This window comes from Pedobacter foliorum, from assembly GCF_013266735.1.
In the GTDB taxonomy this organism is placed as follows: Bacteria; Bacteroidota; Bacteroidia; order Sphingobacteriales; family Sphingobacteriaceae; genus Pedobacter; species Pedobacter foliorum.
In genome coordinates, this window is the sequence record NZ_JABSNU010000003.1 from 592,564 (window position 1) to 607,540 (window position 14,977).

Annotated in this window: 13 protein-coding genes; 8 read left to right on the plus strand and 5 right to left on the minus strand. The window is 36.8% G+C overall.

Features of this window, described 5'->3' with window-relative positions; translation table 11 throughout:
* Nucleotides 1–213: 213 nt before the first annotated feature.
* Complete coding sequence (locus HQN83_RS09345; protein ID WP_173090061.1) at nt 214–1,176, plus strand: isopenicillin N synthase family dioxygenase; 963 nt, start codon at nt 214–216, stop codon at nt 1,174–1,176.
* A gap of 88 nt (nt 1,177–1,264) precedes the next feature.
* Here HQN83_RS09345 and HQN83_RS09350 read toward each other — a convergent pair whose 3' ends face one another.
* Nucleotides 1,265–1,831 carry a DUF1579 domain-containing protein gene (locus HQN83_RS09350; RefSeq protein ID WP_173090062.1) on the minus strand — a complete coding sequence of 189 codons (567 nt, stop codon included), beginning with the start codon at nt 1,829–1,831 and terminating at the stop codon, nt 1,265–1,267.
* A 120-nt stretch (nt 1,832–1,951) separates the two neighbouring features.
* On the minus strand, nt 1,952–3,769 hold the full coding sequence (locus tag HQN83_RS09355) for a serine hydrolase domain-containing protein (RefSeq protein ID WP_173090063.1): 1,818 nt from the start codon (nt 3,767–3,769) through the stop codon (nt 1,952–1,954).
* Nucleotides 3,770–3,961: 192 nt separating this feature from the next.
* Between HQN83_RS09355 and mutL the strand changes: the two genes are divergently transcribed.
* The 7 genes from mutL to HQN83_RS09390 all read left to right on the plus strand — a co-directional run bounded on the left by mutL (nt 3,962) and on the right by HQN83_RS09390 (nt 11,977).
* Complete coding sequence (gene mutL, locus HQN83_RS09360; RefSeq protein ID WP_173090064.1) at nt 3,962–5,848, plus strand: DNA mismatch repair endonuclease MutL; 1,887 nt, start codon at nt 3,962–3,964, stop codon at nt 5,846–5,848.
* Nucleotides 5,848–6,573 carry a rhomboid family intramembrane serine protease gene (locus HQN83_RS09365; protein ID WP_173090065.1) on the plus strand — a complete coding sequence of 242 codons (726 nt, stop codon included), beginning with the start codon at nt 5,848–5,850 and terminating at the stop codon, nt 6,571–6,573. The genes mutL and HQN83_RS09365 overlap by 1 nt, the downstream gene beginning before the upstream one ends.
* A complete protein-coding gene (locus HQN83_RS09370) occupies nt 6,566–7,426 on the plus strand; it encodes a rhomboid family intramembrane serine protease (protein ID WP_173090066.1) in 861 nt (286 codons plus the stop codon). Before HQN83_RS09365 ends, HQN83_RS09370 begins: the two co-directional genes overlap by 8 nt.
* Nucleotides 7,427–7,463: 37 nt before the next feature.
* Complete coding sequence (locus tag HQN83_RS09375; protein ID WP_173090067.1) at nt 7,464–8,576, plus strand: endonuclease/exonuclease/phosphatase family protein; 1,113 nt, start codon at nt 7,464–7,466, stop codon at nt 8,574–8,576.
* An 18-nt stretch (nt 8,577–8,594) separates the two neighbouring features.
* Entirely contained in the window at nt 8,595–10,055 is a 1,461-nt protein-coding gene (gene cysS / locus HQN83_RS09380) for a cysteine--tRNA ligase (protein ID WP_173090068.1), read from the plus strand.
* A gap of 77 nt (nt 10,056–10,132) precedes the next feature.
* The gene (locus tag HQN83_RS09385) at nt 10,133–10,990 is read left to right on the plus strand and encodes a nuclear transport factor 2 family protein (RefSeq protein WP_173090069.1); all 858 of its coding nucleotides are present in this window, start codon (nt 10,133–10,135) and stop codon (nt 10,988–10,990) included.
* Between the two features lie 105 nt (nt 10,991–11,095).
* On the plus strand, nt 11,096–11,977 hold the full coding sequence (locus HQN83_RS09390; protein WP_173090070.1) for a glycerophosphodiester phosphodiesterase family protein: 882 nt from the start codon (nt 11,096–11,098) through the stop codon (nt 11,975–11,977).
* Between the two features lie 4 nt (nt 11,978–11,981).
* On the opposite strand, the gene HQN83_RS09395 is transcribed toward HQN83_RS09390, so the two are convergent.
* The 3 genes from HQN83_RS09395 to HQN83_RS09405 all read right to left on the minus strand — a co-directional run bounded on the left by HQN83_RS09395 (nt 11,982) and on the right by HQN83_RS09405 (nt 14,968).
* The gene (locus HQN83_RS09395) at nt 11,982–12,944 is read right to left on the minus strand and encodes an AAA family ATPase (RefSeq protein ID WP_173090071.1); all 963 of its coding nucleotides are present in this window, start codon (nt 12,942–12,944) and stop codon (nt 11,982–11,984) included.
* A 5-nt stretch (nt 12,945–12,949) separates the two neighbouring features.
* On the minus strand, nt 12,950–14,314 hold the full coding sequence (locus HQN83_RS09400) for a peptidylprolyl isomerase (protein WP_173090072.1): 1,365 nt from the start codon (nt 14,312–14,314) through the stop codon (nt 12,950–12,952).
* 63 nt (nt 14,315–14,377) lie between these two features.
* The gene (locus HQN83_RS09405; RefSeq protein ID WP_173090073.1) at nt 14,378–14,968 is read right to left on the minus strand and encodes a hypothetical protein; all 591 of its coding nucleotides are present in this window, start codon (nt 14,966–14,968) and stop codon (nt 14,378–14,380) included.
* Nucleotides 14,969–14,977 lie beyond the last annotated feature (9 nt).

Sequence of the window (14,977 nt, forward strand, 5' to 3'; positions counted from 1 at the left end):
GTAAACTTACGCTGCTTGAGGCGATATAGTTTTCGATTAATTTCAATTCTATTCTAACTTTACAATTATCTGATAATTTTGTTTTCGGTGTGTTTATGTGAATAACTTAAGGTAGTTATTTGTAGAATGTTATACAAGTTACGGTTTCTCGTTTAAGGTTTATTAACAATTGTTTCTTAAATTAGATTGTTATTACTCATAAAATAAATTACTATGTCAACACCTTATATTCCTTGTTTGGACCTTGGTTCATACATCAATGGAAATGAAGAACAGCGTAAAAAATTCTCTGACGAACTGGGTCGGGCGTTTAATGATTCTGGTTTTGTAACCATCACTAATCACGGGGTAAGTCAGGAATTAATTGATCAATTGTATAAAAATATTCAGTCAATGTTTGGGCTTTCTCCTGAACAGAAGAAAAAATACGAAAGAGTTGAGCTGGCAGGACAACGTGGTTATACCAGTCCAGGAAAAGAAACGGCAAAGGGAGCTAAAACGGCTGACTTAAAGGAGTTTTGGCAAATTGGTCAGGAAGTGACCGATAATGATCCGATAAAAAGCCAATATCCGGATAATGAATTTCTTGAAGAAATCCCAGGATTTAATGAGGTAACCCGCGAAATTTATCAGCGTTTGGAGAGTAACGGTAAGCATTTGTTGCGTGCAATAGCTACTTATCTTGAGTTACCTATAGATTATTTTGATAAACATGTGCATAATGGAAATTCAATTTTAAGAGGTATCCATTATTTTCCTATTCAAGATCCTGAAGCATTGCCTGATGATGCTGTTCGTGCAGGTGCACATGAAGATATCAATTTGATTACCTTACTAATTGGCGCAAGTGCCGATGGTTTAGAGGTGTTGACAAGAAGCAATGAGTGGTTGCCAATTAAGGCTCATCATACTGATATTGTTGTAAATGTTGGTGACATGTTGCAACGTTTAACTAATAATAAATTAAAATCTACTACCCACAGAGTGGTGAACCCACCAAGGGAATTAATGAAAACCTCACGTTTTTCGGTTCCTTTCTTTTTACACCCACGTTCTGATATGGACTTAACAAGTCTTGAATCTTGTATAGATGCAAGTCATCCTAAAGCCTACGAGGACATGACTGCAGGTGAATATCTTGATGAAAGATTAAGAGAGATTGGATTAAAAAAATAAATTTAGTAGTCTGCAACAAGGCCCAATTTTGCTATTTCTCTGAGCAAAATTGGGCCTTGTGGTAAAATTAAATTTATTGGAGTGCTCTTTATTCTCTGGTGAATTTAATTTCCATGGTTTTCATTTCTTTTCCATCAGTGGTCATATACATTTCCATGATATGGGTTTTGTTGTCAACTATTTTGTGTACTTCCCGTACATCCATGTCTTTACCTGTCATTGGGTCTACGCTTTTACCTTTAAGGGTAATTGATTTAGTTGCATCATCCCAGGTGCCTTCCATTTGCATCATACCGGTGCCCATGTTATCAACCCAGGAGCTTACAAATACTTTTTTTGCGTTATCGTAGCCCATAAGGCCCATGCCCTCAAAAGGTTTTCCCATCATTGTTCCTTTGTAGGAGGATTGTTGATAACGACCACCAAGAATCATACTTTGCATGCAGGAACCTTGGCTTTTTGTGGGTGGAGCATCAGGGCTCATCCACATAGTTACCTCGGCCTTCCATGAACCATCGTCATTAGCCATCATTTTATGTACTTCGCCGGGTGTCATGTATGCTTGCCAGGCTTTCATCATAGCGTCATCAGGGGTTTGAGCTCTACAGACTATGACAAGCATAAGCAGAGCCGCAATAATTGATATTTTTTTCATAATTATAGATTTAAGGTTATATCTAATTTACGAAAAAAACGACTCTATATCGACTGTGGTGGTTGAATGTGTAAAGGTGTGTAATGTTTGTGTATCAGTGTTTTGTGTTGTTGTTTTAGGCTATTTTGTTCCCTTGTCAATTGCCTTGTTTATTACGTCTTCTATTCTGCCTCTGATTTTCATTGTGCTTAGTTTATCGGTGACAGAAGGATTAACTCTGTTAGAAAGAAATATATAGACTAAATCTCTTGATGGATCAACCCATACACAGGTGCCAGTATAGCCCGTGTGACCATATGTTTGTGAAGAAGCAAGTTCTGAAGGATATTTTTTTGTTAGGTCAGGGTCCCATCTGTCAAACCCTAAGCCTCGTCTGCTAACCGGAGATTGTCGTTGAGTAAACATATCGACTGTTTCGGGTTTGAAATATTGCTGACCACCATAAGTGCCCTTATTTAGTAGCATTTGATATAAAATGGCTAAGTCATTTGAACTTGCAAATAAACCTGCATGGCCCGAAATACCACCAACTAAGGCCGCTCCCTGGTCGTGCACATATCCTACTAACAGTGTTTTTCTGAAATAGGTGTCGTTTTCTGTAGGGATAATCCGATCCTTGTTGAATCTATTTCTAGGCAGAAATCCTGCAGTTTGCATGCCTAGGGGTTGGTAGAAAATTTCACTTGCATATTGATTTAAAGGCTCGCCACTAATGCGCTCAACAATATCTTTCATTACATACATGCTAATGTCGCTATATACATATTTACCTCTTGTTTTGATAGGTGCATTTAGCATTTTTGGCCACATCACATCTTTGAAGTAATCTTTTCTTATGTAATATCCATCAGCCACTTTTGTTGGGAAAGCTGCTGATGAATCGGCGCTATGATCTGTGGGTTTGATGGCGTCGTGGAAAGGAATGTAAGGGATAAATCCTGCCTGATGTAACATTACCTCTCTTACCTGAATATTGTTCATAGCAGTTGCTCTTGCCTTAGGAATGTAGGCTCCTATGTTTGTATCCAGTTTGAGTTTCTTTTCTTCGAAAAGATGCATAACAATTGGGGTGGTAGCAGCAATTTTGGTTACAGAAGCAAGGTCGAATATATCATTGACCTTGTCAGGACTTCTGTCGTCATAAGTGTGGGTGCCGTAGCCTTTATTGAAAATAACTTTCCCATCTTTAGCTACAAGGACAACAACTCCGGGGGTGGCTCGGGCATTAATGGCTTCGTTGGCAATTTTATCTATTTCCTTTAGATTTTCAGTATTTACGTTGGCATCTTCAGGAAGCGTATATTTTAGGCGAATAGGAAGGGTTGTAAATCCTGAGTTTGCAGTGTACTTCGGAGAAAAATTAGCCGTAAGTTTTTTACTAACTCCTATTCCTCCAAAAATTACCTGTGGGATAATTTCGGCAGCTAAAGGAGTGTTTTGATCAGTCCAAACAATTGGAGCTTTAATTTCATCAAAAGACGGAAGTGTTCTGCCATCGCCAAATAAGGAAACTATAACTTGCTTATTGCTAGCTAAGTTTTTAATAAGGTTAATATTCCGTATCTCATTTGCTGCAGTTGATGGGAGGGAGATAATGATGGTGTTGAAGTATTTTAAGTCATCTTCAAGATCATTTAGCGCTGCAGAGTTTTGATAGTTGGCCGAAGAGAAAGAAGTGATTTTTGTGTATTTATTTAAAAGACTGTCGAATATAGTCTGGTTGGTTAGACCAAGGCTAACAGATGCGATGTTCTTTTTGTCGAGATTTAGCAGAGGGATTATGTTTTCATGGTTATTTAAAAGTACTGTATTGTTCTCGATAGTGTTTAAAATAGTAAGGGTTTGTTCATTTTGTTGGTGGTTCTGAGCACAGGCCGTGAATGTAAATAATGCAAGGAAACTAATTGCAATGATACCTGCCAGGTTATTCTTTCTCATATATGTATTTCTCCCTTAATGTAGGTTTTGTTATGGTAAACGTAATTATTAAATTTTTGATGTGTTGAGGGCGTTGTAAATATAATGGTAATTTTATGGTAATATCTGGTCCATGAACATCAATTATCTGAAAAGAAGAGCCGATATGAGGCTTATTTTGCATAAATTAGCAACCTTTACCAAGGAATATAAATGTCAGATATTATACAACTTTTACCCGATAGTGTTGCTAATCAAATTGCGGCAGGAGAGGTGGTGCAGCGCCCGGCATCGGCAGTAAAAGAGCTATTGGAGAATGCTATAGACGCAGGAGCCAATAAAATTCAATTGATTGTTAAGGATGCCGGTAAGGCATTAATACAAGTTATAGATAATGGGTGTGGGATGAGCATTACGGATGCTCGTATGTGTTTTGAGCGTCATGCTACCTCGAAAGTTCGAAAAGCTGAAGATCTTTTTGCAATTAGAACGATGGGCTTTAGGGGAGAAGCAATGGCCTCTATTGCAGCGATTGCTCAGGTAGAAATGAAAACTCGCAGGCATGAAGATGAAGTAGGAACTTTGATTGAGATTGAGGGAGCAACTTTTATAAAGCAAGAACCTGTGGCCGCGGCTGAAGGAACAAGCATTAGCATAAAGAACTTATTTTATAATACTCCTGCAAGAAGGAACTTCCTAAAAAGCAATCCTGCAGAAATGCGTCATATTATTGACGAATTTCAACGGGTAGCAATGGCAAACCCTGCCATTGGCTTTAGTCTTCATCATGATGGGGTTGAAATTTACAGGTTGCCTGCTTCAGCTTTAAAGCAGCGTATTGTTCACTTGTTTGGTAATAACTACAATCAACGCCTAATTCCGGTAGAGGAAGATACTTCTATCATTAATTTAAAAGGATTTATAGGGAAACCGGAATTTGCTAAAAAGACCCGGGGTGAGCAGTTCTTTTTTGTAAACAATCGTTTTATTAAAGATCCTTATCTTAATCACGCCGTAAATAGGGCTTATGAAGAGTTGTTGCCTGATGATAACTTTCCGTTATATGTTTTGTTTATAGATATCGATCCTGCGAAGATCGACGTAAATGTACATCCTACTAAAACTGAGATTAAATACCTGGATGAAAAGTCGATTTATGCGATTCTTCACTCTGCTGTAAAGCGGTCGTTGGGAAGATTTAATATTAGCCCAACCATAGATTTTGATCAGGAGACCGGCTTTAGTAGCATGATTACTCATAAAGCACCTGAGGAGATAGTGCCACCTAGTATTAGTTTTAATCCTGATTTTAATCCTTTTGCCGGGGATAAGCCTGCGCCAAGAGATTCATCTTATAGTCAAGATACCTCATACGCAAGTTTTTCTAAAAGCTATGGATCTGGAGGTGGTAAAATGCCGACAAGTACAAAAAATTGGGGCTCTCTTTATGAGATTGCAAATCACAGTCCTGCCCAACAGTCTGCTCTTGAATTAGCAGGTACTGAGGCTGACGACCAATTTGTTCCTGTGCAGAAGCAATTGATGCAACTTCATAATCGCTATATCATCTCACAGATTAAGTCGGGCCTTATGCTTATAGATCAGCAATCCGCACATGAAAGGGTTTTATATGAGCGTTTTATTTTGCATCTTGAAGACCGAAAAGGTGCATCACAGCAAAGTTTATTTCCGCAAACCGTTACTTTAAGCCCCAATGATTATGAACTGGCAAAAAGTTTACTGGAGGATATAAAAAGTTTAGGTTTCGAAGTAAGAGAGTTTGGCAAAAATACGTTAGTTATAGAGGGAATTCCTGTTGATCTGGGAAGTAATAATATAAATGAAACTCAGTTATTTGAGCACCTGATAGAAGGGTTTAAAAACTCTCAGCAGGAATTGAAACTGGATAAAAGAGATGCATTGGCCAGAAGTATGGCAAGGAATAGTGCTATTAAAAGCGGTACAGTACTAGGACAGGTGGAAATGAATATGCTTATTGAGCAACTTTTTGCTTGTAAAACTCCTAACTTTAGCATAAGTGGAAAGCCGGTTATACAAACAATTGGATTGACAGAACTTGATAAAAAATTTGATAAATAATGAATAACATACATATACCACCAGTAGTAAAGAATCTGTTGATCATCAATGTGATTTTCTTTGCTGCAACTTTTATGTTCAAAGATAGTCAGGGTGGTTATTTACTTGTTGAAAAACTCTCGGTATTTTATTTCGACTCTCCTTTTTTTAAGATCTGGCAACCGATTACCTATATGTTTATGCATAGTCCCGAAAATTTTATGCATATTTTCTTTAACATGTTTGCTGTATACATGTTTGGAGGGGTATTGGAATCGAGATGGGGAGCTAAGCGCTTTCTTAATTTTTACTTGATTACAGGTCTTGGTGCATTAGGACTTCAATGGGCGGTTCAGGCATTTGAAGTGCACCAAATAGTGGGTACGGCTATACCTGGACAAACACTCTATCATTTGCAAAACCTTACTGCATCTCAAGTTGAAACGTTATCTGGCATTTATAACGGACCAATGTTAGGTGCTTCGGGCGCAGTATTTGGATTATTGGTAGCTTTTGGAATGCTTTATCCTAATACGGAATTATATATAATGTTTATTCCGGTGCCAATTAAAGCCAAATATATCATACCAGTATATATTCTTTTTGAATTAACAATGGGGGTTGCACAAGTACAGGGTGATTCGGTTGCTCATTATGCCCACTTGGGAGGCGCATTAATTGGCTTTATTTTGGTTAAGCTTTGGAAAGATAAAGACAATAATAGATTCTATACGTATTATGAATAATAGTGTATTTAAGGATATAAAGAACAAAATATTTCATTCCGGCGATCCGTCATATTTATACATTGGCATAAACACGCTTGTTTTTGTTGTAGTAGCACTCATAAATGTGCCGTTTTTCCTGTCAGGAAATGGAGTTAATTTCGACGGAATAATAAGAGAGTATTTTGGTTTTCCTGCTTCATTGGCAAAGCTGCCTACTAGGTTTTATACGATTCTTACCTATCAGTTCTTCCATGAGGGCTTTCTGCATTTGTTATTTAACATGTTGTGGCTTTATTGGGTGGGCAGAATCTTTTTAGATTTTCTGAAACCACGTCAATTCCATTTTGTGTTTTTGGCTGGAGGTTTTGCAGGAGCGATATTATTTGCTTTGGCTTTTAATATTTTCCCGGTATTTATTGGGAGCATTTCTACTGGCAATGTCATTGGCTCATCGGCAGCTGTTATGGCTATCGTTGTGGCTGCAGCTACATTGGTTCCGGATTATAGCATCAGGCTTTTATTATTTGGTGATGTGAAATTGAAATATCTGGCAATTGCCTACATAGTACTCGACTTGATTGGAACCACATCTCAAAATGCGGGAGGGAGTTTTGCACATATTGGAGGGGCAATTATTGGATTTACCTATATCAAGATGCTTCAGAATGGAACAGACTGGAGTAATCTCTTTAAGAAAAGGCCAAAATTAAGGGTGGTTAAAAATAATTCACCGAAATCATCGGTAAAGAAAAAAGAACCATCGGTCGATCAGAATGAAATTGATGCGATTTTAGATAAAATTTCTAAATCGGGATATGATAAACTAACAAAAGAGGAAAAGGAGACCTTGTTTAAGGCAAGTAATCACTAATGCTTATAGTTTAGCACGAGGTAGGGAATATAGACTAATGAAGAAAAACAAACCAACATTTATTGATAAAGTAGTTCGCCTAGCAGCTATTGTTTTGGCAATTACTTTGGTGCTTGGTTTTGTAGCGGGAAGGTTTGATCCGCGGGAATATAAGTATATTCCTTTCTTTGGTTTAGCTTATCCCTTTATTCTCCTTTTTAACATCTTAATGATTGGCTGGTGGTGTATTAGGAAAAGATGGACATTTGCAATAGCAACTGTTTTGCTAATTCTTGTTGGCTGGGGTGCTTTAACGGCAACGGTAGGTATATTTGGCAAATCCGGAGATCAATTAAATAAGGACCCTGAACATGTTAGAATGATGACTTACAATGTTCACAGTTTTAAACCCTACGGTTTGGAGAACATTGAATCGGTTAAAGAACAGATGCTGGATCTGATAAAAAAGGAAAATCCAGACATCATTTGTTTTCAGGAGTACTTTACCCGGCGTAAAGGCCCTTATGATATTACAGATAGTCTTAAGCTAATATTAAAAACTCCATATTACTACTTTGTTCCCTCTTCTGCTAATGATTATGAGGCAACCGGATTGGCTATATTTTCGAAGTATCCAATAAAAAATAGAGGTATAATCGCATTTGGAGAAAATTTTGGAGGTAATGCCAGTATTTATATTGATATCTTAATCAAAAAGCAAAAGCTAAGGGTTTACAATGTACACTTACAGTCTATTTCATTTGATAAACAGGATTACAGCTATATAGATAAGGTTACCCAAAAGATGGATGCAGATCTTGTACCATCGAAAAGAATTTTAACACTACTTAAGAATGCTTTCGTTAAAAGAAGCGGGCAGGTTGATATCATGAAAGACCATATGAAAACGTGTAATACGCCTTTTCTGATAGCCGGTGATTTTAATGATACGCCAGCGTCTTATGCAGTAACACAGCTTACAAAGTCGTTAAATAACACATTTAAAGAACAAGGAACGGGCTTGGGGCGTACCTATAATGGTAAATTTCCTAATTTTCAAATCGATTATATTGCTACAACCAAGGATATAAAAGTGATGAATTATCACATAATTGATGCGAAGTTATCAGATCACTTCCCTGTTCGTAGTGACTTGAGATTAAACCCTTAAAATTTTTACATTTGCAGAATGAATACAGGCTTACATTTATATAATACCCTAACACGTAAGAAAGAACTTTTTGAACCACTTAATGCTCCTAATGTAGGAATGTATGTTTGTGGTCCCACTGTTTATAGTGATGTTCATTTGGGGAACTGTCGTACTTTTATTTCCTTTGATTTAATCTTCAGGTATTTGAAGTATAGTGGGTATAAAGTGCGCTACGTACGGAATATTACTGATGCTGGTCATTTGGAAGGAGATAGGGATGAAGGAGATGATAAATTTGCCAAAAGAGCTAAGCTAGAGCAATTGGAGCCGATGGAGATTGTACAGAAATATACTCTCGGTTTTCATGATGTGTTAAGAATGTTTAATACGCTGCCGCCAAGCATTGAGCCTACTGCAACCGGACATATTATAGAGCAGATTGAAATGATCAAAGAGATCATAAAAAACGGCTATGCTTATGAAAGAAATGGTACTGTTTATTTTGATGTAGAAAAATATAGTAAGGAATATAATTATACCATATTAACCAATCGAAACTTGGAAGATATGCTGGCTAACACAAGAGAGCTAGGCGGACAAGATGAAAAGCATGGAAGATTGGATTTTGCATTATGGATTAAAGCGAAACCTGAAACGCTAATGCGTTGGGCATCTCCCTGGGGTGTTGGTTTCCCAGGATGGCACATAGAATGTTCTGCAATGAGTGCTAAATACCTCGGAGATGAATTTGATATTCATGGTGGAGGTATGGATCTTGCCGCAACACATCATACAAATGAAATTGCACAATCTGAAGCTTGCAGTCACAAACAACCTGCGAAGTATTGGATGCATACTAATATGCTTACTGTAAACGGGACGCGTATGTCAAAAACTGCTGGAAATGGCTTTTTACCTGAAGAACTATTTACAGGGAATCACCCATTGCTTGAAAGAGGCTTTAGTCCTATGACGGTTAAGTTCTTTATGTTGCAGGCGCATTATAGAAGTACTTTGGATTTTTCGAATGAGGCACTTGATGCGTCAGAAAAGGGCTTTAGAAGACTAATGAATGCGGTGAATTTATTAGAAAAATTAACACCTTCAGCAAATAGTGACTTTGAGATTGAACCTATAGCCAACAATTGTGTAAAAGCAATGAATGATGACTTTAATAGTCCTGTTGTTATTGCAGAGCTGTTTGAAGCAGTACGTATTATCAATACCATTCATGATGGAAAGGGTAATATCTCGGAAATTGAGCTTGAAAGGTTGAAAAAGCTTATGAATGATTTTGTGTTTAATATTTTTGGTCTAAAGGATGAAGAGACTTCAAATACTGAATTAAATTCTGTTCTTGACCTTGTAATAGATATCAGGAAAGGGGCTAAAGAAAATAAGGATTATGCTACTTCAGATAAGATACGACTGGGCTTACAAAGCATGGGTATCCAATTGAAAGACAGTAAAGATGGTACAACATGGAATAAAATCTAGTTTTGTGCAATTGTTAATTACTTTTTAAAAGAAAAAAATACTCAAACCTTATATTAGCACCGAAACTATTTAAAACTATGATGAATAAATTTCTTTATACAATTGCTGTTGCATCCATGACGATTGGTGCTTACGCTCAAAAATCAGATGGTAGCACTAAATCACTTGTTAAAGCAGAAAAAGAATTTGCCACTACTTTGGCTAAAAATGGAGCTAAATCTGCATTTGCCAGCTTTTCGGCTGAAAATGGCTTAGTTTTCAGACCAAATCCTGTAAATGCCAAAACATTTTATGCAACTGGAGATGATACTAAAGATTTAACCTGGACACCAGCATATGCAAAAGTATCTAGAAGTGGAGATTGGGGATTTACTACTGGCCCTTTTACATTAGGAGGCAAGGAAACTACTTACGGACAGTATTTATCTGTGTGGAAAGCTGTAAATGGTAAGTGGGAACTTGTTTTGGATTTAGGTACAACACATAATAAACCATTAAATAAGGTAAATGAAGAATTTATTGAGCCAAAAGATTCCTATAAACCTAAGTTTTTAAATGATAAAGAAAGGGCAACCGGAGCTAACATTATTGCTACCACAGAGAAGACTTTAAATGCGACACTTAAATCTTATGGTGTTTCAGCTTTTGCAGGATTTTTGAATTCGGATGCAAGAGTGCTGTTCCCAGGTTATGAACCTATTATTGGTAAAGATAAAGCAATCGCTTTTCTTCATAGCATGATGAGCAAAGTGGCTTTAAAAACTACGAATGTGGATAAAGCTGACGGTGGCGATTTGGCATATACATATGGCATTGCAACCGTAGATTATAAGGCTGATTTAAGAGAGAGTTTCAATTATGTGTTTGTTTATGAACGTCAGGCTGATTTTAACTGGAATCTTATTGCATTGGTATTTACACCAGCAGAACGTTAACAACATGTTGCGCTGGAAAGCGTTATTTTATAAATCATATTTTATCACGAAAGGGTTTCTTAAAGAATTGATTTAAGAAGCCCTTTTTTATACATAATGAATTAAATGAAGAAAACGATACTGGCAATAGCAATACTATTAACTGCACTTCAAACAATGGCGCAGAAATTCGATTTGCAAGGGAATCGGGGTGCTCGTGGAATAATGCCTGAAAATACGGTCCGAGGGATGTTAAGTGCGCTTGATTTAGGTGTGAATACTCTAAACATGAATGTGGTAATTTCTAAGGATAAGAAGGTTGTGCTGTCTCAGGAACCCTATTTTAATTTTGAAATCAGTACCAGACCAGACGGGAAGCCTATAACTCTTAAAGATCAGAAGAGTTATAATATGTATAAGATGGACTATGCAGATATTAAGAAGTTTGATGTTGGAAGTAAAGTGCATAGCAGATTTCCATACCAAGCGAAGATAAGTGCCTATAAACCTCTCTTGGAAGAAACAATAGATTCTGTAGAGAGTTATGTGAAAAAGAATAAGCTAGCAAAACCGAACTTTAGTATTGAAACCAAAACAATACCTAAAGGAGATAATGAATTCCATCCGGAACCGGCAGAGTTTGTTGATCTGATTATGGAGGTTGTAATTAGAAAAAAGATTACTAAGAGGGTTACTATACAATCTTTTGATATCAGAACACTACAATATTTGCACGAAAATTATCCAAAGGTAAAAACTGCTTTGCTTATTGATGAAAAGATAGATTTTGAGACTAACGTTGCCGATCTTGGTTTTATGCCGACTGTTTACAGTCCTTACTCTGTATTGGTTGGTAAGGGGCTAGTAGAACGCTGCCATAAAGCAGGAGTAAAGATTATACCATGGACTGTAAACTCTTTTAAGGATATGAAATACTTAATCGGGCTAGGGGTAGATGGAATAGTGACGGATTATCCTAATATCTATAAAAAGGCGTTAGAAGAATAGTAAACTAAAACAGATTTTTAATGATCTGTTCAATTGATAACCCTTCAGCCTCAGCTCTGTAGTTACGAACAATACGGTGACGTAAAATTGCTTCAGCTACAGCTTGAACATCTTCAATATCCGGGGAGTACTTGCCGGATATTGCCGCATGGCATTTAGCTCCAATAACAAGGAATTGTGAAGCTCTTGGCCCAGCACCCCAACTTATATATTTATTAATATCTTCAGTCGCTAATGCTGTATGTGGGCGTGTTTTGCTCGCCAGTTTTACTGCATATTCAATTACATTGTCCGCTACTGGTATATTGCGCACCAATTTTTGGAAATACTGAATCTGCTTAGCATCTATTATCTTTTTAAGCTTAATGTCGTTATTGCTGGTGGTACTTTTGACAATTGTAAGCTCATCAGCAAACGTTGGGTAGCTCAATAGGACATTGAACATAAATCGATCCAATTGAGCTTCGGGTAAAGGATATGTTCCTTCTTGTTCAATAGGGTTCTGAGTGGCCAGTACAAAGAATGGATTAGGCAGTATATGCCTTTGTCCGGCTGCTGTAACAGCTTTCTCCTGCATGGCTTCGAGTAATGCAGCCTGAGTTTTTGGAGGTGTTCTATTGATCTCATCCGCAAGAACGATATTAGAGAATATTGGGCCATTGATGAACTTAAAGTTCCTGTCTTCGCCCAATATTTCAGCACCTATAATATCGCTAGGCATTAAATCTGGTGTGAATTGAATCCTGTTAAAATTAAGATCCATTACATCTGCAACAGTTTGAACGAGCAGTGTTTTAGCTAGACCCGGTACACCAACTAATAGACAGTGTCCGTTACTAAAGATGGAAATCAGAACAGATTTCACTACCTCTTCTTGCCCTATAACAACCTTTCCTATTTCGGCCTTGATGTTATTATATGCCTGATGCAATGCATCTACTGCTTTTATATCATTTTCAAACTGCATGAGCGTTATTTTTTGGCAGTTGATCCTTTAACCCATATTTTTAATTCATCACAATTGTCATAATCTTCGTCAATTCTGATGTAAGTATTTTCTCTTCTTTTTTCAAACCACTCACTCAGCATACGGTCGACTTTACTCTGTTGTGCTTTTTCTTTGAATTTAGCATAATCTTGCTCAAGGTTTCCTTTGTGAGGTGGGATTTTAGATTTTAAGTATAAAATTTTATATCCTTGTTTGCCATCAGGATCTGAGAAAGCAACAGGCTGAGATACTTCACCTACTTTCATTGTATCAACAACAATAAATACTTTTGGATCAAGTTTGTCAGCAGGAATAAATGTAGTTCTGGCAGTAACGTTGTCTGCATATAATAGCATTCCTCCATTATACTGGGACTCTTTGTTGTCAGAGTATAAAGAAGCTGCTGTAGAAAATGGAAGTTTCTTCTCTATAATGTTTTTGTAGATAGTGTCTGCCTGTAGTTTAGTTCTTTCTAAACTAGCTGGTGTAGTTTCAGGGCGTATAAGGATATGGCGTGCCTGAACTTGTTCTCCACGACGTTCAATAACCTGAAGAATGTGAAAACCATGCTCAGATTCAAATACAGGAGACATTTCACCTGGTTTTAATTTAAAAGCCCAAGCTGTAAATTCTTTAACCATTCTTGTACGATCGAAAAACCCTAAATCACCACCATCGGGAGCAGATCCGCCATCTTCTGAATAGGTTTTAGCCAGGAATCCAAAATCTTCACCACTTTTTACCCTTAATCTTAAAGCGTCAATCTTATCATAAAATTTTTGTTTTTCTGCTTTGGTAAGTTTTGGATGAAGAACAATTTCTCCTACTTCAAATTCAGTAGGAATATCAGGAAGACTATCTTTTTGGTAAGAGTCGAAATAACGTTTAACCTCAATAGGAGTTACATTCACATCCTGAGTTATTTTTTGTTGCATTTTATTAGAGATCAACTGCTCTTTAATGTCAGGTCTGATCTCATCTTTATACTGAAGCACAGAACGATTTAAGAATTGCTCTAATCTTTCCTGTCCACCAGCTTTTTGAATCTGATAACGCATACGTTTTTCAACTTCTTCATCAACCTGTCCTTCTTCCACTACCACTGAGTCAATCTCAGCTTGTTGTTTAAGAAGCTTTTGAGCAAGCATCTGCTGAAGTATATAGCACTTTATCTTTTCATCGTCAGGGTTTCCAGAATTTAAATATTGTGCATATTGCTGATTTAAATCTGATAATAAAATGATGTTATTACCTAAGACAGCAACAACTTTATCTATATTTTTCTTTTGAGCCTGTACGTTGAAAAACAAACAAATCAATCCGCTTGCTACTATTAAAAATTTCCTCATTATATGGTTATTCAATTATATTCTTTTTGCAAATCTAACACTACTATACTGTTGGCTGAGAGTTTATTGTTTAGCCAATTTTCTTATTTCATCCTGATTAATTTTTACAGGATACTTTTTTCTTAATTCTTTTATCCATTCATTTTCCAGTTCCTGCTGATAATCTGTGACTATCTGGCCTCTAGCTTCCTCAAAAGAACTCTGCAAATAAACGCTTTTGTTTTTATCATAAAAAATGCGGAGCTGATTTTCGTCGCTCTGCGCTTGGTTCCATACTTTAATCTCCGAGATATTGAACATTAAAACAGCATCCTTATATTCATTCATTATGAAAAGATATTCAGGTTTTGTTTTTGATATTCTCTTTTGCGCGCGCAATGCATGCTCATAATTTTTTACCTCAGAAAGGTATGCTGTATCTTTATCTAAGCCTAATTCTTTAGCTTCTAGTACTTTAAGTTTAAAATTTATGTATAAGTCCAAATATGTCTGCAAATCTTCATAGGCTGCATTTCCGTTGCCAGAATGGTTTTTCTTATAGACCCACATAAACTCTTTATTGCTTATTGGTTTTCCATTAACTACAGCAACGTTTTGAGCGAATGCACTGGTAATAAAAAGACTGATTATGATGGCACAGTAAACTTTTCTCACAAAAGACTT